18 protein-coding genes are annotated in these 20,842 nt (G+C 46.4%); 1 reads left to right on the top strand and 17 read right to left on the bottom strand.

What is annotated here, in order from left to right:
• Window positions 1-143: 143 nt before the first annotated feature.
• The 5 genes from KNQ07_RS02130 to KNQ07_RS02110 form a co-directional block, all read right to left on the bottom strand.
• Window positions 144-734, bottom strand: coding sequence for an adaptor protein MecA (locus tag KNQ07_RS02130; RefSeq protein ID WP_012370685.1), 591 nt, complete (start codon window positions 732-734; stop codon window positions 144-146).
• 59 nt (window positions 735-793) lie between these two features.
• Window positions 794-1,678, bottom strand: a complete 885-nt coding sequence (locus KNQ07_RS02125) for a MerR family transcriptional regulator (RefSeq protein WP_012370686.1) — start codon at window positions 1,676-1,678, stop codon at window positions 794-796.
• Between the two features lie 71 nt (window positions 1,679-1,749).
• A complete protein-coding gene (locus tag KNQ07_RS02120) occupies window positions 1,750-1,947 on the bottom strand; it encodes a hypothetical protein (protein ID WP_041261653.1) in 198 nt (65 codons plus the stop codon).
• A gap of 39 nt (window positions 1,948-1,986) precedes the next feature.
• Complete coding sequence (locus KNQ07_RS02115; protein WP_214764210.1) at window positions 1,987-3,420, bottom strand: RecQ family ATP-dependent DNA helicase; 1,434 nt, start codon at window positions 3,418-3,420, stop codon at window positions 1,987-1,989.
• Window positions 3,417-4,430, bottom strand: a complete 1,014-nt coding sequence (locus KNQ07_RS02110) for a YpbB family protein (RefSeq protein ID WP_214764208.1) — start codon at window positions 4,428-4,430, stop codon at window positions 3,417-3,419. Before KNQ07_RS02110 ends, KNQ07_RS02115 begins: the two co-directional genes overlap by 4 nt.
• Window positions 4,431-4,715: 285 nt before the next feature.
• Between KNQ07_RS02110 and KNQ07_RS02105 the strand changes: the two genes are divergently transcribed.
• Window positions 4,716-4,964 carry a ferredoxin gene (locus KNQ07_RS02105; RefSeq protein WP_012370689.1) on the top strand — a complete coding sequence of 83 codons (249 nt, stop codon included), beginning with the start codon at window positions 4,716-4,718 and terminating at the stop codon, window positions 4,962-4,964.
• A 100-nt stretch (window positions 4,965-5,064) separates the two neighbouring features.
• Here the strand turns inward: KNQ07_RS02105 and KNQ07_RS02100 are convergent, their stop codons facing one another.
• The 12 genes from KNQ07_RS02100 to KNQ07_RS02045 all read right to left on the bottom strand — a co-directional run bounded on the left by KNQ07_RS02100 (window position 5,065) and on the right by KNQ07_RS02045 (window position 20,827).
• Window positions 5,065-6,024 (bottom strand): ABC transporter permease, encoded by a 960-nt coding sequence (locus KNQ07_RS02100; protein ID WP_012370690.1) that lies wholly within the window; start codon window positions 6,022-6,024, stop codon window positions 5,065-5,067.
• Window positions 6,024-7,097, bottom strand: a complete 1,074-nt coding sequence (locus KNQ07_RS02095; protein WP_214764201.1) for an ABC transporter permease — start codon at window positions 7,095-7,097, stop codon at window positions 6,024-6,026. The genes KNQ07_RS02100 and KNQ07_RS02095 overlap by 1 nt, the downstream gene beginning before the upstream one ends.
• Window positions 7,094-8,623, bottom strand: a complete 1,530-nt coding sequence (locus KNQ07_RS02090) for an ABC transporter ATP-binding protein (protein WP_012370692.1) — start codon at window positions 8,621-8,623, stop codon at window positions 7,094-7,096. Before KNQ07_RS02090 ends, KNQ07_RS02095 begins: the two co-directional genes overlap by 4 nt.
• Before the next feature lie 65 nt (window positions 8,624-8,688).
• Window positions 8,689-9,762, bottom strand: coding sequence for a BMP family lipoprotein (locus KNQ07_RS02085; RefSeq protein ID WP_012370693.1), 1,074 nt, complete (start codon window positions 9,760-9,762; stop codon window positions 8,689-8,691).
• Window positions 9,763-9,890: 128 nt separating this feature from the next.
• A complete protein-coding gene (locus tag KNQ07_RS02080) occupies window positions 9,891-10,610 on the bottom strand; it encodes a GntR family transcriptional regulator (protein ID WP_012370694.1) in 720 nt (239 codons plus the stop codon).
• 222 nt (window positions 10,611-10,832) lie between these two features.
• Window positions 10,833-11,852, bottom strand: a complete 1,020-nt coding sequence (locus KNQ07_RS02075; protein WP_214764193.1) for a BMP family lipoprotein — start codon at window positions 11,850-11,852, stop codon at window positions 10,833-10,835.
• A gap of 231 nt (window positions 11,853-12,083) precedes the next feature.
• Window positions 12,084-14,249 carry a DNA translocase FtsK gene (locus KNQ07_RS02070; protein WP_214764186.1) on the bottom strand — a complete coding sequence of 722 codons (2,166 nt, stop codon included), beginning with the start codon at window positions 14,247-14,249 and terminating at the stop codon, window positions 12,084-12,086.
• Between the two features lie 72 nt (window positions 14,250-14,321).
• A complete protein-coding gene (locus KNQ07_RS02065) occupies window positions 14,322-15,986 on the bottom strand; it encodes a ribonuclease J (protein ID WP_214764178.1) in 1,665 nt (554 codons plus the stop codon).
• 153 nt (window positions 15,987-16,139) lie between these two features.
• Window positions 16,140-16,802, bottom strand: a complete 663-nt coding sequence (locus KNQ07_RS02060; RefSeq protein ID WP_214764173.1) for a M15 family metallopeptidase — start codon at window positions 16,800-16,802, stop codon at window positions 16,140-16,142.
• Window positions 16,802-18,061, bottom strand: coding sequence for a lipid II:glycine glycyltransferase FemX (locus KNQ07_RS02055; RefSeq protein ID WP_214764166.1), 1,260 nt, complete (start codon window positions 18,059-18,061; stop codon window positions 16,802-16,804). The genes KNQ07_RS02060 and KNQ07_RS02055 overlap by 1 nt, the downstream gene beginning before the upstream one ends.
• Window positions 18,058-19,521, bottom strand: a complete 1,464-nt coding sequence (locus KNQ07_RS02050; RefSeq protein ID WP_012370700.1) for a UDP-N-acetylmuramoyl-L-alanyl-D-glutamate--2,6-diaminopimelate ligase — start codon at window positions 19,519-19,521, stop codon at window positions 18,058-18,060. The genes KNQ07_RS02055 and KNQ07_RS02050 overlap by 4 nt, the downstream gene beginning before the upstream one ends.
• A gap of 64 nt (window positions 19,522-19,585) precedes the next feature.
• The gene (locus KNQ07_RS02045; protein WP_214764159.1) at window positions 19,586-20,827 is read right to left on the bottom strand and encodes a M16 family metallopeptidase; all 1,242 of its coding nucleotides are present in this window, start codon (window positions 20,825-20,827) and stop codon (window positions 19,586-19,588) included.
• Window positions 20,828-20,842: the final 15 nt, after the last annotated feature.

The following is a 20,842-nucleotide window of genomic DNA, read 5'->3' as shown; positions in this document are numbered from 1 at the left end:
TCATACCATCACTTTTTGTATGAAAAAACACAAATTGGTCGCAACCACCGTCCGGACATATAAAAAGTCACTTCCCGATTGCGTTCGGTGAAGTGACTTTTTAGTTACATCTTGAAAATTCCCGTTAACGACAGTCATCGGAATCAAGGTGTAAAGCTTGCGATCATTGTTGGAACGGCTTGTTCCAACAGGATGGTTTTTCCGTATTCGGACATCACGAGCGGACTTTTCGGACTGGGTACACCGTATTCCGACAAAATCGTCGTTACAGTCTGCTCGACATGTTGCTTCATTTGTTCTTGGAAGTATAAATAATAGCGGTCTTCGAAGAAATACAGTGTGCCACCCGTTTCCGTTTGATCGATGTGACGTGCCAAACCATGACTCGCCTGAATGACATCTTCCAATTGGTCGAGTTGATAGAGGACATGATGGACGATATCGACCGTCATCCGAATCTCAACTTGATCAAATTCCTCAAACGTTTCTTCCGGCAGGGCACCTTCACGCCGAACGTCGACCAACATACCGTCGTTCGGGAAAAATGTTACAAAAAAGTCGAGTGTCCCGACTGCATGAAATCCATAATTCGATTCAGCTTCTTCCAGTAAATTACGTAATAAAGCCTGGCCTTTGCCGACAGCCAATGTCTCCGGTCGAACGTCATGGACCGACAGTTCTTGTTTTGATACGAAGACCCGTAAATGACCTTGCTTAAATTGCTCAAACCTCATGTTAGACTCCTCCAGTTACTCGGCAGAGTACAAATGCTCTCCGTTCGATATGACTCACACTATACACCAGTTGTCGGAGTGAGTCGACTTAACCAACTTTTCCAAGCGTTGTCATCGGATCCAAGTAACATATCTCCGTACTTTTCCGGATGTTGCTCAACGGCATAGCCGCCTAAACCAATTTCCGTTTGTGGTGCCTGCTTTTGAATCTGGTCAATTGCTTCATCTAAGTCCTTCAAATGATCCGAGATTGTACATGATAGCACGACTGCTCGAGGCGTCAGCTGTTTCGTCACTGTTACAAGATCCGGTACAGGAATACCCGCTCCAAGGAAGATGACATCGAATCCGCTCTGACGGAGGTACAGCGTAAAAAACAGCAATCCGAGTTCATGTTCTTCTTCCGGCGCGCAGACACACAAGATGCGTGGTAAAAATGGATTGATCGGCATTTGAAGAGACAATGTCGAGAGACGTGCCCGTAAAAAAGCGGTCGCGAAATGTTCATGGGCAATCGTAATCGTTCCCTTTTCCCATCGCATCCCGATTTCATGTAACAACGGACCGACGATGTCTTGGATGACCTTATCAAAGCTGAACATCGAAAATGCTTTGTTCATAATGTCATGGGCATGTCGTTCTTCGAAATTCGTCAGTGCTTCGAACAATTGATCCCGCAGCTCGATTCCATAATCAATCGGAACCTCCGTTCGATTCACGGGCATTTCATATAATTGAATGGCTTTTGAAACCGACAGCCCTTCTTTTTGTTTATCAACGATCCAACGCAGCTTGGCAACATCGTTATCACTGTAAATACGATGGCCTGATTCGCTCCGATCCGGATCCAATACTTGATACCGCCGTTCCCAAGCACGAATGGTCGTCGGATTGAGTCCCACCAATGCAGCAACTGCTTTGATATTATATTTCCCACGATCCATGCACCGTGCCTCCTTTCTTCTTCCCTTTAGTATACCCGTAAAGGAAAAAAATCTCCGTTCATAATGTGCGCTTACATCATGAAACCGATGGAGACAAAGGCAATGATAATTGTAATCATCAAAACTGTGAGTGTAATCGCGAGTGGATTTTTAGCAAATGGTTGTTTTAATCGTTCATTGCGAACGTGTTCGATTCTTGAGGATCGAGGAGGTAATGACGTGCGTTGTTGTTCATCTTGCCGATTTTTTCGTTGATCCTGTTTACTCAATTTCATCACCTTTTCTAAAAAATAAGGACTACTATTAGTTTACACTGAAGGACGGGATGAAAAAAAGACTTCTTCTAGCCGGTTCTTCCAGTCCAGTTGGGCAAAACCGGTCCGGACGACAGGTTCATCCATCGTACTCGTGCCGCAATTGTCACAACACCGGTCTTGTACAACGGGACGTTCGTCAAAATGTTCCAATATGAATGCTCGGCGGCAAAACGTATTTTGAATATAATTTATCATTTGCATGAGTTCACGTAAACGTATTTTTTTCCGTTCCTCCTGCCACTCGATGATTTGGGATTTTGTTTTCCCTTCCGTAAGCTGACCTTTTAGCAGACGATAAGCTGGATCGTCCGGATCGAGATGCAGGCGTTGCTCAATCGCCTCAAACGACTCCCCTCGTCCGCGGTATTGCGTCACTTGATCAATCCAAAGCAGAGACGCATATTGTTTATCCACTAAAAATTGTTGAAGTTGCTGATCTCCCGGTGCATAAAGCAATACTGCGGTCGACGGTTGCCCGTCCCGTCCCGCTCGACCGATTTCCTGCATATAGGCTTCAATCGTCGCCGGCATCGTGTAATGAATAACCGTCCGGACGTTCCCTTTGTCGACCCCCATACCAAAAGCACTGGTACAGACGAGACAGTCGATTTCGTCGTGCAGAAACTGTTGTTGGATCAGTTGGCGATCTTCCGGTTCAAGACCGGCATGATAATAAGCGGCCTGAGGAACAATCGATGCAATCCGTTCTGCTTCTTTGCGTGTCGTCGTATAAATGACACATGGACGATTGACGGTTTCCAATCGTCGGCTCAAGACCTCATCTTTTTTACTCGGCTCGGTTTGCTCGACGATGAGTTGAATTTCCGGCCGGTTGACGGAATGGCGAATCCGCTTCGCTTGCGTCAGCGCCAGTCCCCGAATGATGTCTTGTTCGACTTGTGCCGTTGCCGTTGCCGTCAAGGCTAAGCAAGTTGGATTGCTGAGTCGTTGACGAATCTCACCCAGTTTAGCGTAGTCCGTCCGGAACTCATGTCCCCACTGCGAGATACAATGAGCTTCATCAACGACAAACAGATTAATTTTAATTTCCGCTAATCGCTGTTGAATTTGCGGGGCGGCCAATTGTTCGGGTGACAGATACAAATAACGCAATTGATTCAGATGACGTAAAATTTCTTCCTTTTGATCGCGGGATTCAAGAGACGTCAACTTAGCGACGGCTCGTTCCCCGCGGCGTTTAATCTGCATGATTTGGTCTTCGATCAGCGATAATAACGGGGATACAATCACCGTCAATCCGGCCGGTTGCAGATAAGACGGCAGTTGGTAACAAATTGATTTCCCGCCTCCTGTCGGCAGAATGGCGACTGTATCGTGACCGTCGAGGACCGACTCGACGATTTGCCGCTGTCCGTCTCGAAACGCACCATACCGAAAGACTCGTTTTAATACTTCCTCCATCATGAATGAACCACCTTTCTTGCTAAAACGATACGAATTTGAAAATAGTCCATTTCCTGTGTCAACTCTTGCTTGATCCGTTTCAGCGAAAACGTTTGGAGCCGGTCGGTGATTTGAATGACCTCTTCATACTGTGCAGCAGCAACAAACTGCTCGATCGGGAAAACGGGAGCATACATCGCAATTTCCACCAGATGATCCTCCATTGTACTTTTTTTCAAACGCCGTCGTTCAGCAATTTGCGGAACCGTGTAGCCCTGTTTCAGCAGATCCCAGGTTTTTTGCGCAGACTGTGTCATTTTGAAATGATTGATGTCGTTTCCTAAAGATAAAATCAGACTGTCTTCAGGCAAGACACGTAAACATCTTCGCCATGCAATCACGAATTCCAACTGGAGTGAAAGTAAATCCGTTCCCAGCCGTTCACTCAATTGAGGAAACGATAATCCTGTCTTTAATCCCGACAACCGGTAAGTGATCAGAATCGCTTCTCGTTCTGTCAATTGATGTAACGCCTGATTCAGTTCCTGATAGACGGCCGCTTTCCAGACGGACCGTTCATCTACCTGACGGATTTGTTGTTTGACCCATTCCTTTACGCCGCTGTCTTGTTGCACCGGAATAAAAAAGGTTTTTTCATCCAGACAAACGATTGATTGGATCATCAGACTGACCCGTTTCCACAACTGCATCGGATAGCCGCGCAGTTCTCCACCTAAGTCATCCAGTAGAAAAGGAGAACCAAGTTGTGCTTTTCCGGCATCTGTCATCAGCAGATTCTGTTCCCGCTTAATCCATCCGGCATGCTCCAGTTCGTGTAAGACTTGCTCAAACCGGTCTTTTTTTAATGGAAGCATTCCAAAAACTGCTTCCAGTCCATAAAAGTGTGCATCTTGTAAGGAAGTAGCGGACCGCTTTCCTTGCAGCAGATGGAACAAGCTTCGATCCGTCCGTTCATTTTGTAATCGACTAATGGCTTCCAGTACTACCTGTCTCACAATCGTTTTTTCCATGTCAGCCCTCCCCTCCGTTACATCACCCGTTTTAACTTTAGTTTATCATCAGGATACATCTGGTTCCTGTTTCGTACACTTGTTCTTATTTTACATTTCCAATCAGATTTATGCCATGTTGAATCGATTAAAGAAACAGAAAAGGTGATTTCGCTCCGACAATCGGTTTATTCACATACTTCTGCCTCTTCCTCATTGAAATGCGCGCATGAGTCCGATACAATGACTTATAGATGAGAACAGTACTTAGTGTCCAATGTTTTCGAATCGAGAGGAGAATGACCGATGGCTAAATTTACAATTGTTGACAAAGACACATGTATCGCATGTGGTGCTTGTGGCGCAGCTGCCCCAGATATTTATGATTACGATGATGAGGGCTTGGCTTACGTCATTTTAGATGATAACAAGGGAACAGCTGAAATTCCAGAAGCATTATTCGATGATATGATCGATGCATTCGAAGGATGCCCGACGGATTCAATCAAAGTCGCAGATGAATCATTCGAAGGCGACGCACTTAAATACGAATAATATTCGCTTCACCGGTCTGCTCTTACACGAGCAGATCTTTTTTTGTCGTAAAAAAATCACTTTCCCGCGACAAGCGCAGAAAAGTGATTCTCAGAAAACGTCAGCGTTTTCCTTTAATATACGGTACACCAACAGCTTTCGGTGCATCCGCCCGTCCAACGACACCGGCAAGGGCAAGAATCGTCAACAAATATGGTGCAATCAACAAGTAAACTTGTGGAATTTGATCAAGAAGCGGTAACTGTTGCCCGATGATCGAAATCGCTTGAGCGAATCCGAAGAACAGGGCCGCTCCCATCGCTCCGAGTGGATTCCATTTCCCAAAAATCATCGCTGCAATAGCGAGGAAACCTTGTCCAAGAATCGTCGTCACGCTGAAGTTCAGTGAAATCGACGTCGCGTAAACAGCGCCGGCAAGACCACCGAAACCACCTGAAATCATGACACCGATGAAACGCATTTTTGTAACGTTGATTCCCATCGTGTCCGCTGCCATCGGGTGTTCCCCGACTGAACGAAGACGAAGACCAAACGGTGTTTTAAAGATGACGTACCATGCAACGAATGCTAAAGCAATCGCAATGTACGATGTGTAATAGACGTTGGCAAAAAACATCTTCAGTACCGGAATATCCGATAAAAATGGAACGTTTTCTTTCGAAATCCGGTTCGGAATCGAATCGGTCTGCCCTTTTCCGTAGAATGCCCGGACAAGGAAAATCGCGAGACCGACTGCTAACATATTAATCGCTACTCCAAGAACCGTTTGATCGGCCCGGAACAAAATGGCCGGAATCGCGAGGAACAAGGAGAACACTGCTCCAACGATGATTGCAATCAGCATGGCAATCCAAGGACTGGCAGCACCTAAGCCCATTTTCGATAACGTCAAGGCTGAGACGATACCCGAGAACGCCCCCATGACCATTAGTCCTTCAAGTGCGATATTGACGACACCGGAGCGCTCACTGAAAATTCCGCCGAGTGCCGCAATGATCAACGGAGCCGAATAGGCAAGTGCGATCGGTACGATAATATACAGTACTTCTAAAAAGCCCATTATTTATCGGCTCCTTTCACTTTTTTATCTTCGGATTTCTTGACCGTGAATTTCTCGATCAAGAGACGGATCGCATATCCAGAAGCGACGAAGATAATGATAAACGCGATGATGATTTTAATTAACTCCGGCGGGATTCCGATTTGTTGCATCGAAAGACCACCGATATTCAGACCGGCAAACAGCAAGGCGGCGAGTACGACACCAATCGGATTGTTGGCACCAAGTAAGGCAACGGCAATCCCGTCAAATCCGACACCCGTGAATGAAGCGTTTAACGTCATATTCTGGAATGTCCCCAAACCTTCCATTGCTCCTGCGAGTCCGGCAAATACACCTGAGATGACGAACGAAAGAACAATGTTCTTATTGACGCCCATACCGGCATATTCTGCGGCACTCTTGTTGAATCCAACGGCCCGTAATTCGTAACCAAGCGTCGTTTTCCAAAGGATGAACCAGAAGACGAGTGCTGCGATCACGGCAATGAAAATCCCATTATGCAGACGTGAGAAATCTGTCAACTCTTGCAGGAAAGGTGACGCAAGCGAAGCGGATTCTTTTACTGATTCCGTCCGTTCGTTTTCAATCCCGATGACATTCCGAAGAATATCGTTTGTCACGTACAGTGCGATATAGTTCATCATGATGGATGTGATAACTTCGTGGACATGGAATTTCGCTTTTAGGATACCCGGAATCGATGCCCACAGTGCTCCTGCGAGTCCTGCTCCGATTAAAGCAAGCGGCAGGTGAATCGCTGTCGGAAGATCAAACTCAATCCCGATCCAGACTGCAACCATCCAGCCGACCAATACTTGTCCCTCGACTCCGATGTTAAACAATCCAGTCCGGAAAGCGAAGGCAACAGCAAGACCTGCAAAAATCAACGGGGCAGCAGCTCGTAATGTTTCACCGATGCTGTACGGTTCCCCGAATATGCCGTAAAACAATTGATCAAATCCGTCAACCGGATTGTAACCGCCGGCGAGCATAACAATCGCACCGACAACCATTCCCAAGATGATGGAAAGAATCGGAATCAATGTTCCGTAAAAACGTTCTAGTTTCATGAACGACCGACCTCCTCTTTCTTACCGCCGGCCATCAAGAAGCCAAGTTCGATTTCGTTTGTTTCTTTTGGATCAAGGAAGGCGACTGTCCGTCCTTCGTAAAGAACCGCAATCCGGTCCGATACTTGCAGGATTTCTTCTAGTTCAAATGAAATCAGAAGAACGGCGCGGCCTTTTTCACGTTCGAGTACCAATTGTTCGTGAATGAATTCAATGGCACCGACGTCCAATCCACGGGTCGGCTGTGCTGCAATCAATAAGTCAGGTGAACGGTCCACTTCCCGGGCGATGATCGCCTTTTGCTGGTTTCCGCCTGACAGAGCGCGGGCAAATGTTTCCGGACTTGGAGTTCGGACGTCGAACTTCTCGATTAAGGTTTTTGCTTTATCCATGACCTGACCGTAGTTCATGATGCCTGCTTTTGAATACGGTTTTTGATAATACGTTTGCAATACCATATTGTGACCGATTGAGTAATCGAGGACCAGTCCATGCTTATGACGGTCTTGCGGGATGTGTCCGACTCCGGCTTCCGTCACTTTTCGTGGTTTTAAGTTTTTAATGGATTTGTTATTGAGGAAAATCTCTCCGCTGTCCGCTTTACGCAAACCGGTAATGGCTTCGATCAATTCCGTTTGTCCGTTTCCGTCGATTCCAGCGATCCCGACAATTTCACCGGCTCGGATATCGAGGTTTAATCCGTCTACTGCCTTGATGCCGCGACTGTCTTTGACAACCAAGTCTTTGATGTCGAGCACCAGTTCTTGTGGAGTTGCCTTGGAATACTCCGCATTAAAGTTTACTTCCCGCCCTACCATCATCTCGGCTAATCTTGATTGGGTCATTGTTTCATCGATATCAACTGTTCCGATGTATTTACCACGACGAATCGTTGTACAACGATCGGCGACTTCCATGATTTCCTTCAATTTGTGGGTAATCAAGATAATCGATTTCCCTTCAGCAATCAAGCGATTCATGATCTGAATCAATTCTTTGATTTCTTGTGGGGTTAAAACAGCAGATGGTTCATCGAAGATTAGAATATCAGCACCGCGGTATAGTGTTTTTAAAATTTCAACACGCTGTTGCATCCCGACCGAAATATCTTCGATTTTTGCATCTGGATCAACGGCAAGACCATACTGTTCCGAAATTTGACGGACTTTTTCCCGCGCTGCTGCTCGGTCGATTTTCAAACCGGCTTTCGGCTCAGCACCTAAGATGATGTTTTCTGTTACCGTGAAATTTTGAACGAGCATGAAATGTTGGTGTACCATTCCGATTCCCAGATCATTCGCAACGTTCGGACTCGTAATATTCACTTTTTCACCACGTACACGAATCTCTCCAGCCTCAGGCTGATACAAACCAAATAAGACGTTCATCAGCGTCGATTTTCCGGCACCGTTTTCACCAAGTAAAGCGTGAATCTCACCTTTCCGAAGCTGGAGCGTGATGTTATCATTTGCGACGAAACTGCCAAACTCTTTTCGTATGTTTAGCATCTCAATGACGTATTCCAAGAAAATCCACTCCCATGTTTAGTTTAAAAGGGGAGGCCGCAGTACTAGCGACCCCCGCTTCCATTTTATTTCAGTGACGCTTCGTATTCTTTGTACTCGTCGTCAGTAGACGGAACTTTGATGTCACCAGCGATGATTTGTTTTTTGTAGTCTTCCACTTTCGTCAAGACGTCTTTCGCAATATTGTCTTGTGATGGCGCGATATCAACTCCGCCGTCTTTAAGACCGAACTCAACAACTTTACCAGCCGGGAAGTTACCGTCTTTTGTATCTTTTGCTACTTGTTCAACTGCTGTATCAACACGTTTGACCATCGAAGTCAATGTAACGTTTTCCGGCATACCTTCTTCTACTTGGTCACGGTCAACACCGATTACCCAAACATCTTCGCCGTTTTTCTTACGGTTTTTCGCTTCCGTGAAGACACCTTGTCCTGTTCCACCGGCAGCGTGATAGATGACGTCAACTTTTTTACCGTACATACCTGAAGCAATTGCTTGTCCTTTTTCAGCAGCGTTGAAATCTTCTGCGTATTGAACTTGGATATCCGCTTTTGGATTGACGGCTTTAACGCCGGCTTTAAATCCACTTTCGAACTTTTTGATCAAGTCTGAGTTAACACCACCGACGAAACCAACTTTGTCTGATTTCGTTGTCAAACCGGCAACAACACCAACGAGGAATGATCCTTCGTTTTCTTTGAAGACGATTGACGCAACGTTTGGTTTGTCAACGACCATATCAACAAGTGCAAAGTTGTTGTCTTTGAATTGATCAGCAACTTTACCGATATCTTCTGCCATCAAGAATCCGATACCTAGAATCAAGTCATATTTCGCACGCGCCAATTGCTGAAGGTTCGGTTGGTAATCCGATTGTTTTGCCGACTGAAGATACTTGTAGCCAGTACCTTCTTTTAAGTCGTTGTCTTTACCGAATTTTTGAATTCCTTCCCACGCTGATTGGTTGAACGATTTATCGTCAACACCGCCTGTATCTGTAACCATACCTACTTTGAAGCCTTCTTTTTTGTCTCCGCCGCTTGAATCTTTCGAATCATCGTTACCACCACATGCTGCGAGTACCGAACTCATTGCTAAACCTGTTGCTGCTAATGCGAGAAGTGACTTCTTTTTCATCTGAAATAATCCCCTTTCGAATATGGTCATACAAAGTTCCTGACTACGTCAAGCACCTGAGGCTGGTGATGAGGAGCGTTACGTAGGTAGGCGGAAAGCGCTTTCAGTAAAACCCCTAAAACGAGTGGTTAAACACGCTTACGGATGACATGGAAATCAAACTTGTCCGCACGGAAATAGTTCGCTGAATAAAGAACGGATCGGTCAAGCTCATCATAATGCGTCTGGCGCAGTACGAGTAACGGTTGGTCCGTATGTAATTGTTCAGCGATCTTTGGATCAATCCGCGGCTCGATATGCGTAACCGCATGAGTGACACGGCGCCCTAATTCTTTTTCTAGTGCGTCAAACAGTGACGTCGAGGACGTAAACTGTTCTTCGTTTTTAATATAATGGCTCGGAATCTTATCGACACAATAGACGACAGGAACATCTCCCGCAAGTCGGATTCGTTCGATTCGATAAACCAGTTCATCCGGTCCTAACTGAAAACGTTCTCGATCACGTTCAGTTGGTTGCACCATTTCTGATGACAATACTTCTGAGGTCGGAATCATACCTGCACGTGCAATCATCTCTGTAACACTGTAAAGCTCCTCAATCCCTGAAGTAAACGGTGGTCTTGCATTGATAAACGTACCGACACCGTGTTTACGGATGACGATGTTCTCATCTTCAAGAATTCGTAAAGCCTCTCGAAGAGTCGCTCGACTAACGCCAAGTTGCTTTGAAAGTTCAAACTCTGAAGGTAGCTTTTCGCCTTCCTTGTAAACGCCGTCATCGATGTCAGACTTGATTTTTTCAATCACACGTAAATAAAGCAAACGATGATCTAATTTAATCGACATGACGCATCTCCATCCTCTATCTAGTTGTAACCAGTGCTCAGACTTCTGACGTATGAGAACTCCAGCCAAGATAAGTATATGATGCCGGACTCAATCCTGCAATCATTTTGTAACAGGTTAGAAGTCTGACTTCTGGCGCTTTTGTAACCCTTTTCATAACGTAAATAAGTTTGGAAGAAAATAGGGCATTCTACCTAAGAACACCCTCTTTTCTCTTACCGCTTATTGTTCAGGGACAACTGTTTCCCCTTTAATGACAGCTTTTTTCGCTTGTTCAACTTTTTTCAACGTCTCTTTTGACAACTTGTCTGACTCCACTAAATCGACACCTTGTTCTTTTAAACCGTAACGGATTGTTTTTCCACCCGTTAATTTTCCGTCTTTGGCTGCATTCGCTGTATCTTCCACTGCACGGTCCACGCGTTTGATAACCGATGTCAACGTTACGTCTTCCGGCATACCTTCTTCTTTTTGGTCCCGGTCGACTCCGATGACTGAAACGTCTTCCCCGTTTTTCTTACGGTTTTTCGCTTCCGTGAAGACACCGTTCCCTGTTCCGCCGGCTGCCGGGAAGATAATGTCTGCGCCTTTTCCATACATTCCGGCTGCGATCGCCTGTCCTTTTTCCGGAGCTGCAAAGTCTTCTGCGTATTGTACATCGACTTTGATTTTCGGATTCACAGATTTTGCACCTGCCTCAAATCCGGCACGGAACCGTTCAATGACATCCATCTTCATGCCGCCGACAAAACCGATATGATCCGTTTTCGTCTGCATTGCGGCGACGATTCCCGCAAGATACGCGCCTTCATTCTCTTTGAATGTAATCGATGTGACGTTTTTACCCGGAACGACATTATCCACGATGGCAAACTGTGTGTCTTTGAATTGTTTTGATACCGTTTCGATGTCTTCGTTAAAGGTATTCCCGATTCCGAACACTAAGTCTTCCCCGCTTCGTGCAAGTCGAGACAAGTTCGGTTGGTAGTCTTGTTGGGATTTCGATTGAAGATAAGAGTAGCCTTCATTTTTCTTGAGCTGATTTTCTTTTCCATATGCCTGAAGACCTTCCCATGCTGATTGGTTAAACGACTTGTCGTCGATTCCGCCTTTATCGGCAACCATTGCTACAGAAAATTCATCCTTTTTACTCGAATCTTTGTCTGCTGAACCTCCACATGCTGCTAATCCGACTGTCGCAACAGTCATCATTGATACGAATGCATACTGTTTTTTCATCATCGCCAACTCCTCTTCCTATTATGTGAGCGCTTTCATTATCTATTTGTGAAAAAGTCGCTCACGTACCTTTTATCGGGTACGCCAACTCATATGACTGAGTATGACAAATATTTCGCGCAAAATCAACAGACGTCTGACAACTATTTTCATGAAAACGGTTTAAGTTTTCTTTTTTTGGTTTTCACCGTCAAAAAGAGGATAAAGCACCCGGCTTTATCCTCTTTCCGATTATTAGTGACCCATGACGCGGCGTGGTTTTGAGCCTTCCGACGGACCGATTAAACCATTTTCTTCTAGTGCATCAATCAGACGGGCGGCCCGGTTGTAACCAATCCGGTATTTCCGTTGGATCATCGAAGTTGACGCTGTTTCTTGCGTCAAAATGAACTGGACGACTTCATCATATAGCGGATCGTCGACTTCCGTCTCCCCTTCCGGAAGATCCTTTGGAATCATCGCTTCAACATATTGGGCTTTTTGCTGGGAGATGACATGGTTGACGATTGTTTCGACTTCTTCATCCGACAAGAACGCCCCTTGGACACGGACCGGTTTATTCATGCCGTTTCCAAGCAACAGCATATCTCCTCGTCCAAGTAGTTTGTCTGCCCCGCTCGTATCAAGAATCGTCCGGGAATCCGTCCCGCTCGAGACACTGAAGGCAATCCTCGATGGGATGTTTGCCTTGATGACACCGGTAATGATGTCAACGCTCGGTCGTTGCGTCGCGATGACCATATGAATTCCGGCTGCCCGTGCCATCTGGGCAAGACGCATGATGGCATCTTCGACTTCGTTTGAGGCAACCATCATCAAATCGGCTAACTCATCGACGATGACGACGATGTACGGCAGACGTTGATGGACTTTTTCTTCGGCGTTCATCTTATCAATCAGGGCATTGTATCCTTCGATATTCCGCGCCCCGTTCTGACTGAAGATTTCATAACGCCGTTCCATCTCCGATACGACCTGTTTTAACGCTTGAGCAGCTTTCTTCGGATCGGTCACGACCGGTGCCAGCAGATGGGGAATACCGTTGTAGACATTCAATTCAACCATCTTCGGATCGATCATCATCAACCGGACTTCATCCGGGCGGGCCCGCATCAAAATTGAGACAATCATCCCGTTGATGCAGACGGATTTTCCCGATCCGGTTGAGCCGGCGACTAAGACGTGCGGCATCTTATTCAGTTTCGCCGTGACCGTCTCACCGGAAATACTTCGACCAAGTGCCACGAGCAAGCGGTCCGGATCGGCCTGGACACTCTCTGCACCTAAGACCTCCCGTAGGGAAACCATGGCGACCTCCCGGTTCGGAACTTCGATTCCGACGGCAGCCTTACCGGGAATCGGTGCTTCGATCCGGATATCTTTTGCGGCGAGCGCAAGCGCCAAATCATCGGCTAGTCCGGTAATTCGACTCAGTTTGATGCCTTGATCCGGTTCAATCTCATATTTCGTCACACTGGGACCGAGATGAATTTTCAAGACTTTTGCTCCGATTCCGAAAGATTTTAACGTCGCAATCAATTTTGTCGCATTGTCTTTTAATCGTTTATTTTCTCCTGATAAATCTTTTGTGACAGGTTCTGCCAGTAAATCAAGCGACGGCAACTGATAGCCGTCCGGCGTCTCCGTCATCGTCAATGGTCCTTGTGTCTCTTTTGCCTGTGGTTCGACATGATCTGCAAAGCCGATAATCGGGACGTCCTGAAGATTGACAGGAGCTTCTTCCGCCACAATTTCTTCAATGGCCTGTCTTTTCAGTGTCTTCTTATCATTGACCGGTTGCACCACCGCTTCTGACCGGTCTGGTTTCTTTTTCTCAGGACGTTCTTTGACGACAGTCTGCCGTTCACGTTGCTGGAATTCTTGAATCCGTTCTCTGATTCCTAAAGCCAGTTCACTGAAAAACGTCGGTTGCAGCAAATGAATCCCTGCCACAATCAGAAATAAACCGATCATGAATGCGCCAAAACTCGAAATATAATAGGACGAACCTTGATACAACCACGCATTCATGGCTCCGCGCGGTTGACCAAGCAGCAAGTCAATCCAGATTAATCCGCCGAGAATCAAAAACGACCAGGCCCATTTGTTTAACCGTGGTTGATTCGACAAAATCAGCAACAGCAGTCCGCCAATCAATCCGTACAGGAGTGAACCAAACTGTCCGACCTGATCTTTCGCAAACTCGGCCAGTACTTCTCCGACACGTCCAAACTGTCCAAGTGCCAATACATACGAAAGCAGCGATAAGACCGCAATGATGGCTGCATATGTACGGTATTGAATCGGCTGACGTTGCTTTTTCGCTGGTGGCCGTTTTTTAGCCGGTGTACGTTTTCGCGGCGGGGTTTTCCGGACCGGTCCTTTTTTTGTCGTTGCCATCTTTTTCTGACCTCCTGATAAAAAAACGACTCAGCTGACCATCCATCGGCCTCCCTGAGTCGCTCCTTTTTGTTAGATTTCCATGATGATCGGTAAAATCATCGGACGACGTTTCGTTTGTTCATAAAGATACGAACTTAACTTGTCACGAATCAATGACTTCATTTCCGTCCAGTCAAGCTCACCTGTTAATTTACCTTGCAGTTGCTTGGCAACAATCCGGTTCGCTTCGTTGATCATATCTTCTGATTCACGCATGTAGACGAATCCACGTGAAATGATTTCTGGTCCGGAGACGATCGTTTTGTTTTTACGGCTGATCGTGATGACACAAAGGACGACACCGTCTTGCGACAGAAGACGACGATCGCGTAACACGATGTTTCCGACATCACCGACACCGATTCCGTCAATCAAGACGTTTCCGGCATTCACTTTACGTGACATCCGGGCTTTACGTTTCTCGAACTCGACGACATCCCCATTTTCAATGATGAAGATGTTATTTGCATTGACACCAACTGTTTGTGCTAAACGGCTGTGTGCCTTCTGCATCCGGAATTCCCCGTGGATCGGGACGAAGAATTTTGGTTTGATCAAGTTCAGCATCAACTTCAAATCTTCGGCATGTCCGTGACCGGATACATGAACTTTCCGCTGGTTATAGATGACGTTTGCACCGGCACGGAACAACAAATCAATCGTTTTCGAAACGGATTTTTCGTTCCCGGGAATCGGAGACGCCGCAACGACGACTGTATCATTCAAACGGATGTTGACCTGCTTGTGTGCATTCCGTGCCATACGTGTGAGTGCTGCCATCGGTTCGCCTTGCGAGCCCGTTGTTAAAATCACGACTTGATTGTCATCGAGTCGATTGATCTCCGACAGTTCGACCAACGTCTTTTGTTTGAAACGCAAGTAGTTCAGGCGTTGTGCCACTTCGACGATATTGACCATACTGCGACCGACAACGGCCACTTTACGGTTGTTCGCTTCTGCCGCTACAAAGACTTGTTGCAGACGATGGACGTTTGATGCGAATGACGCAACGATCACGCGACCCGGTGCCTCGTAGATGACGTCGTTGAGTTCCGACCCGACCGTTGATTCCGATCCGGACATTCCGGGACGTTCAGCGTTAGTTGAGTCTGATAAGAGACAAAGGACTCCCCGCTGACCAATTGCGGCAATTTTTCCGAAATCAGCTTGTTTTCCATCAACCGGTGTGTAATCAAATTTAAAATCTCCCGTGTGTACGATTGCCCCTTGCGATGTTTGGATACATACCCCGACTGCATCCGGAATCGAGTGATTGACACGGAAAAATGTAATGAAATGACCTGCTACGGTTAATTTCGTCTTGGCATCAATTGGACGAAGATCTGCCTTTTTCAATAAACCGGCTTCTTTTAATTTAATTTCAATTAAACCCAGTGTTAAGCGTGTTCCATACACCGGCACTTTTAAGTCCCGTAAGACATAACTGAGGGCACCAATATGGTCCTCGTGTCCATGCGTGATGAAAATCCCTTGGATCCGCTCTTTGTTTTCTTTTAAATAACTAATGTCTGGAATGACTTTATCAATTCCAAGCATCTCATCTCCTGGGAACATTAATCCGGCATCGATTACGAAGATGTCCTCGTCGAGTTCGACGACGTACATGTTCTTACCGATTTCACCGGCGCCACCAAGAGCAAAGACGCTTACCTTTTCCGTCTTTTTCTTTGACACGATATGACCTCCTATTTGTATTCACTTTTCGTGAGCCGTCCACTTATCACTATCACTATTCTAGCCGAACTTTGCCATTCTGCCAACAACAGGGATGGTGAAAACGAAAAAAAACATCGCGCGGACCTTCTTTCGGTCCACACGATGTTCGTTTTACGGATTCAACAGCTTCTCGATTTCTTCTGTTCGGTTCGCTTTTTCCTGCCTGTCCGGTTTTTCACCTGCTTGAAGTTCATTCAAGGAATAGCCGAATGTCATCTCGAAGTGCGGATAGTCAACAAAACGTTTCCAATCCCCTCCCCATTCAAAGCCAAGCGCCTTTCCGACAGCAGCGACCTCACGCCAGTCACTTTTACCGGATTGATTTCCGTCATACTCTAAATCGTAAGAAATGTCCCCGTCTATCATTTGAACGAAGTCAATCGCTAAACCATAGTTATGCATCGATTCCCCGCCCCGGGCGTTCGTCACGACTTCTCCGGCTTGCGAGCGTCCTTGTTCATACAATGCGTCCTGCTGTTTTTTCGTCCGGTATCCTTGGGTGATCCGGATGTCGATGTTGTAGCAGGAATGACTGAGACGAATCAAATCCTTGGCACCTGCACGGACTGCCGGATGAAGTTGCTTTAACTGATCCGAACTGTCGTTGATGAGACGGTTCTCACCAGCGCGGTCGCGGGGACAACTCTCCAGTCCCAGCTCCGGCTGATCGATTAAAATGCTTGGCATGCGATTAGTCGACGCTGCCAGAAAGGAGCCGATGGCAAACATGACCAGCAGGAACAAAATCCAAATGAAGATTGTTCCCCGCTTCATTAGCGGCGTAACTTCTTCCGGATTTTTTGAAGAATCGGTAATCCTGTTTCAAGCAACAGATACAACGGCTTGTTCAGGACATAGTCAAACTCTCCGATTTTTTCAATCATTTCACTGCCCCAACCGGACTTAAAGGCATACAATCCGGCATAGTGGTCATCCGGATCCGTTGACCCGCTGACACCACCAAAGTCGTATGAGAGGGCGCCGTGCGCTTTTGCATGACGCATCATGGTCCACTGCATTAAATGGTTCGGCATGAACTCACGGTATTCGTTTGACGACGCACCATACAGGTAATACGACCGTCGACCGGCTAACGTCAACAAACCGCCCGACAGAATCACTCCGTTCGGGTGTTTTGCCGCAATCGCCATCAATTCAGTTTTCGACTTCTCTGCTTTTTCAATCTGAGTAGTCGTTTGTTCCAGTCGATTATTCAAACTGTTGATTTTTTTCTCGACCGTTTCTTTTTCAAGTTGACGATGAATCTTCACCAATTCCTTCTCTGCTTGTAATAAGGCCGCTTCCGTATTTTCAAGCGCCCGGACGACATCCAATTTCGTCAAAAACAATGCCGCGTCTCCGGTTGGACGAAGATGGTCGTATAGATTTTCAAAGTAATCAAGACCGCGGATGGAGAACCCGTCGCGTTCACCCGTTTCGACCATCAGGTTGGCGAATATTTTCAACTCTTCCCGTGATGCTTCGTAACACACGATTCCTTTTCGTTCGGCCAAACGGACATTGTAACGGAACTTCGAATGGAAGCGGTCAAAGATTTCTTTTTCCGACCCTTCAAGACTTGTCTCCATCGTAAAACGCGGTTGCGCATAATCAAATCCGCCTCCGAATCCGTTGTGCTTAAACCCTAACGCCTTCATTTCTTGAAGTAAATTCGGATATTCCGTCCGATCAACGTTTGGATCGAGTTTAATTGTGATTGCTTTTCGCTTTTTCGCGACTTGGATCGCTGCATCCCGTAATGCGGCAACAGCTGCCTGATCTGTATAATCGACGACAAATCCGCGCGGAGCATAACATAACGTAAACGGTAATTTCGGAACTTTTTTAAACAATAACAGTGCGACCCCGACCAGTTGACCACTCGCTGTCCCGACCGCAATCCGTTCATGTGTCCAGCCGGTCGCTGCCTTGACGGATCCCCAAGCCGGTAACTGCAAGAGGTCTCCTTTAGGATGGGTTTTTACAAACTGTTCAAACTGAGCCTGTTCAATTTCAAGTTGTTGATAAGTCACTTCTTTTCCTCCAATTGGCGTATCATCTCTTTGACGAGTGCTTCTTCGTCGAGGGGTGTTTTCTCATCCCCAATGATTTGATATTTTTCATGCCCTTTTCCTGCCAGGATGACGATGTTATCCGGACGGGCGAGGCTCGCTGCATAGCGGACCGCTTCTTCCCGGTCTCCGATTTCAACGAATTGATCGTGAAGCATTCCGGAGGCGATACCGGATGTAATCGACTCATACGATTCAAAACGGGGATCGTCCGTCGTGATGACGACAGTTCCCGCATACGTCGATGCAAGTTGACCCATCATCGGCCGTTTCGTCACATCGCGATTACCGCCTGTTCCAATCAAGAAGATAATGTTTTCTTTCGGAACATCGACCAGTGCTTTCAGACATTGTTCAATGCCGTCCGGCGTATGGGCATAATCCACATAAATGTTGTACCCGTCAATCGGCAATCGTTGCATCCGGCCTTTTGCCGGCTGTATCTGAGTGATCGCATTCGAAATCTCAGTTAAACTGTAGCCGATTGACAGCAGGATACCCGTTGCAAGCAGTAAATTATAGACATTGAATCGACCGATGAACTGAACGGTCAATTCGACTGCCTGCTCTTGATAGACCATCGTAAAGGTCGTTTCCTGAAGGGTTTGTGTAATATTTTTAGCCTGTAAGTCGGCCGGCTGCTCAATGCCATATGTCAGTACGCGGGCACCCGTCATCATCTCAAATAAATGGCTGATCTCATCATCTGCATTCAAGACTGCTACTTTCTTATCCGACAACCGTTGTCCGAGTTGCGCAAAGAGCAGACCTTTTGCTCGTGCATAGTTCTCGAACGTCTTATGGAAATCCAGGTGGTCGTGCGTCAAATTCGTAAACCCAGCAACATCAAAATCCGTTCCGGTCACACGACCGAGCTCTAATCCATGCGAAGAAACTTCCATGATGACGTCTTCGACGCCCTCTTGATGCATCTGATGGAAAAAGGCCTGTAATTCCGAACTTTGAGGTGTCGTGTTGCGACTCGGGACGACCCGGTCCCCAATTTTGACTTCAACGGTACCAATGATTCCCGTTTTCCGCCCCAGCTGAGCCAAGACGTCACGTACGATGGTCGTCGTCGTTGTTTTTCCGTTCGTTCCAGTGATTCCGATCATCCGCATCTTTTCAGAAGGATAATCATAAAACTTCCCGGCAAGTTCTGCCATCGCTCGGGTTGTACTCCGGACAAGAATGACAGGAATCGTCACATCGAGCAACCGTTCTGACACGATGGCGACAGCCCCCTGTGCTTCGGCCTGTTTGGCATAATCGTGTCCATCCACTGTATAACCTTTAATGGCGACAAATAACGTTCCCGGCTTCACATCACGTGAATCGGTTGTTAAGGAGGTCACGACTGCCTCTACCATACGTTCCGTTTTTTGAGTCTGAATGACTTCGATTAGTTCAGCTAAATTCAAGGGTATTCCTTCTTTCTCAACAACTTGTTTTTCAATTACATGCTATTTCAGTGTAGGGTAAGCCTCACTCGGTTTCAAGGTCTGCCTCATCGATTTCCGGCAAGATGTATGCTTTCGCCGGCGGTTCACTAAAGATATACGCAATCATTTCTTGAACGTCAGCAGGCGTAATCTGCTCCACTTCCGTAAGAACATCTTCTAATGTCGGATGCATGCCAAGATGGAGTTCATTCCGGGCATTACGGTTCATGTGACTCGATATACTCTCATTTCCTAAAATCAATGATCCTTTTAACTGCTCGATGCCGTCTTCCAGCTCTTTCGTTGTCAGACCATGTTCGAGCAACTGTTTGATTTCCGCCGAAAGAACCGTCTCGACTTCTTCCAACGTTTCTTTTGATGTCCCGACATAAATCGTAAACGTTCCATGATCATCAAACGTCGTATAGTACGAAAAAACGGAATAGGCCAATCCGCGGTCTTCACGAATCGATTGGAACAGACGGCTCGACATCGTCGCCCCAAATGCATTATTGAGTAAGGCAAGCGTCGGTAAACGGTCGTCAGCAGACGGAATCGCCCGGAAATTATAACAGACATGCACTTGTTCCGTGTCTTTTTCTTTTCGTAACGCGTCACTTTTTAAGACAGGTTCAGTAATTTGTCGGATCTTGCCACTTGACTGCAACGAACCGAATCGATTTTTAATTTGTGTAATCAGTTCATCTGTCACATGTCCTGCAACGGAAATAACGATTTGTTCCGGTGCATAGGCTTCTTGCAGGTATTCGACAATCATTTGCCGGCTGAGTTGTTTGACGCTCTCCTCTGTACCGAGAATCGGGCGTGCCATCACGTCTTCTCCGTAAGCCGCAACGGCTAACAGTTCATGTACAAGGTCGTCCGGTGTATCTTCATACATTTTAATTTCTTCAATCACGACACGTTTTTCTTTTTCGAGTTCCTCTTCATTAAAGGTTGACTCCAAAAACATGTCTGCCAAAACATCAAACGCCGTAATGGCATGTTCGTCCAATGTCTTCACATAATAGCAGGTCTGATCTTTACTCGTGAATGCATTAATATTACCACCCAAGCGGTCAAAATAAACGGCAATTTCTTTTGCCGATTGTTTTTTTGTTCCTTTAAACATCATATGTTCAATCAAATGGCTGATTCCATGCTCTTCTTTTGTTTCCGTCCGTGAACCAGCTTTAATGAAAATTCCGGTTGCCACACTTCGGGCGTTCTCAATCCGTTCACTGACAATTCGAACGCCGTTCTCTAATACGAGTCTTTCGACCATCGTTCATTCCTCCTT

This window comes from Exiguobacterium sp. s145 (genome assembly GCF_018618835.1).
GTDB classification, from domain to species: Bacteria; Bacillota; Bacilli; order Exiguobacteriales; family Exiguobacteriaceae; genus Exiguobacterium_A; species Exiguobacterium_A artemiae.
Note: the sequence above shows the minus strand (reverse complement) of the source record. Positions and strands in the feature narration are given on the sequence as shown.

Bases quoted from the DNA above. Each gene is read 5' to 3' on its own strand.
- KNQ07_RS02130 (WP_012370685.1), bottom strand. From the start codon at position 734: ATGAGGTTTGAGCAATTTAAGCAAGGTCATTTACGGGTCTTCGTATCA.
- KNQ07_RS02125 (WP_012370686.1), bottom strand. From the start codon at position 1,678: ATGGATCGTGGGAAATATAATATCAAAGCAGTTGCTGCATTGGTGGGA.
- KNQ07_RS02115 (WP_214764210.1), bottom strand. From the start codon at position 3,420: ATGATGGAGGAAGTATTAAAACGAGTCTTTCGGTATGGTGCGTTTCGA.
- KNQ07_RS02110 (WP_214764208.1), bottom strand. From the start codon at position 4,430: ATGGAAAAAACGATTGTGAGACAGGTAGTACTGGAAGCCATTAGTCGA.
- KNQ07_RS02105 (WP_012370689.1), top strand. From the start codon at position 4,716: ATGGCTAAATTTACAATTGTTGACAAAGACACATGTATCGCATGTGGT.
- KNQ07_RS02100 (WP_012370690.1), bottom strand. From the start codon at position 6,024: ATGGGCTTTTTAGAAGTACTGTATATTATCGTACCGATCGCACTTGCC.
- KNQ07_RS02095 (WP_214764201.1), bottom strand. From the start codon at position 7,097: ATGAAACTAGAACGTTTTTACGGAACATTGATTCCGATTCTTTCCATC.
- KNQ07_RS02085 (WP_012370693.1), bottom strand. From the start codon at position 9,762: ATGAAAAAGAAGTCACTTCTCGCATTAGCAGCAACAGGTTTAGCAATG.
- KNQ07_RS02080 (WP_012370694.1), bottom strand. From the start codon at position 10,610: ATGTCGATTAAATTAGATCATCGTTTGCTTTATTTACGTGTGATTGAA.
- KNQ07_RS02075 (WP_214764193.1), bottom strand. From the start codon at position 11,852: ATGATGAAAAAACAGTATGCATTCGTATCAATGATGACTGTTGCGACA.
- KNQ07_RS02070 (WP_214764186.1), bottom strand. From the start codon at position 14,249: ATGGCAACGACAAAAAAAGGACCGGTCCGGAAAACCCCGCCGCGAAAA.
- KNQ07_RS02060 (WP_214764173.1), bottom strand. From the start codon at position 16,802: ATGAAGCGGGGAACAATCTTCATTTGGATTTTGTTCCTGCTGGTCATG.
- KNQ07_RS02045 (WP_214764159.1), bottom strand. From the start codon at position 20,827: ATGGTCGAAAGACTCGTATTAGAGAACGGCGTTCGAATTGTCAGTGAA.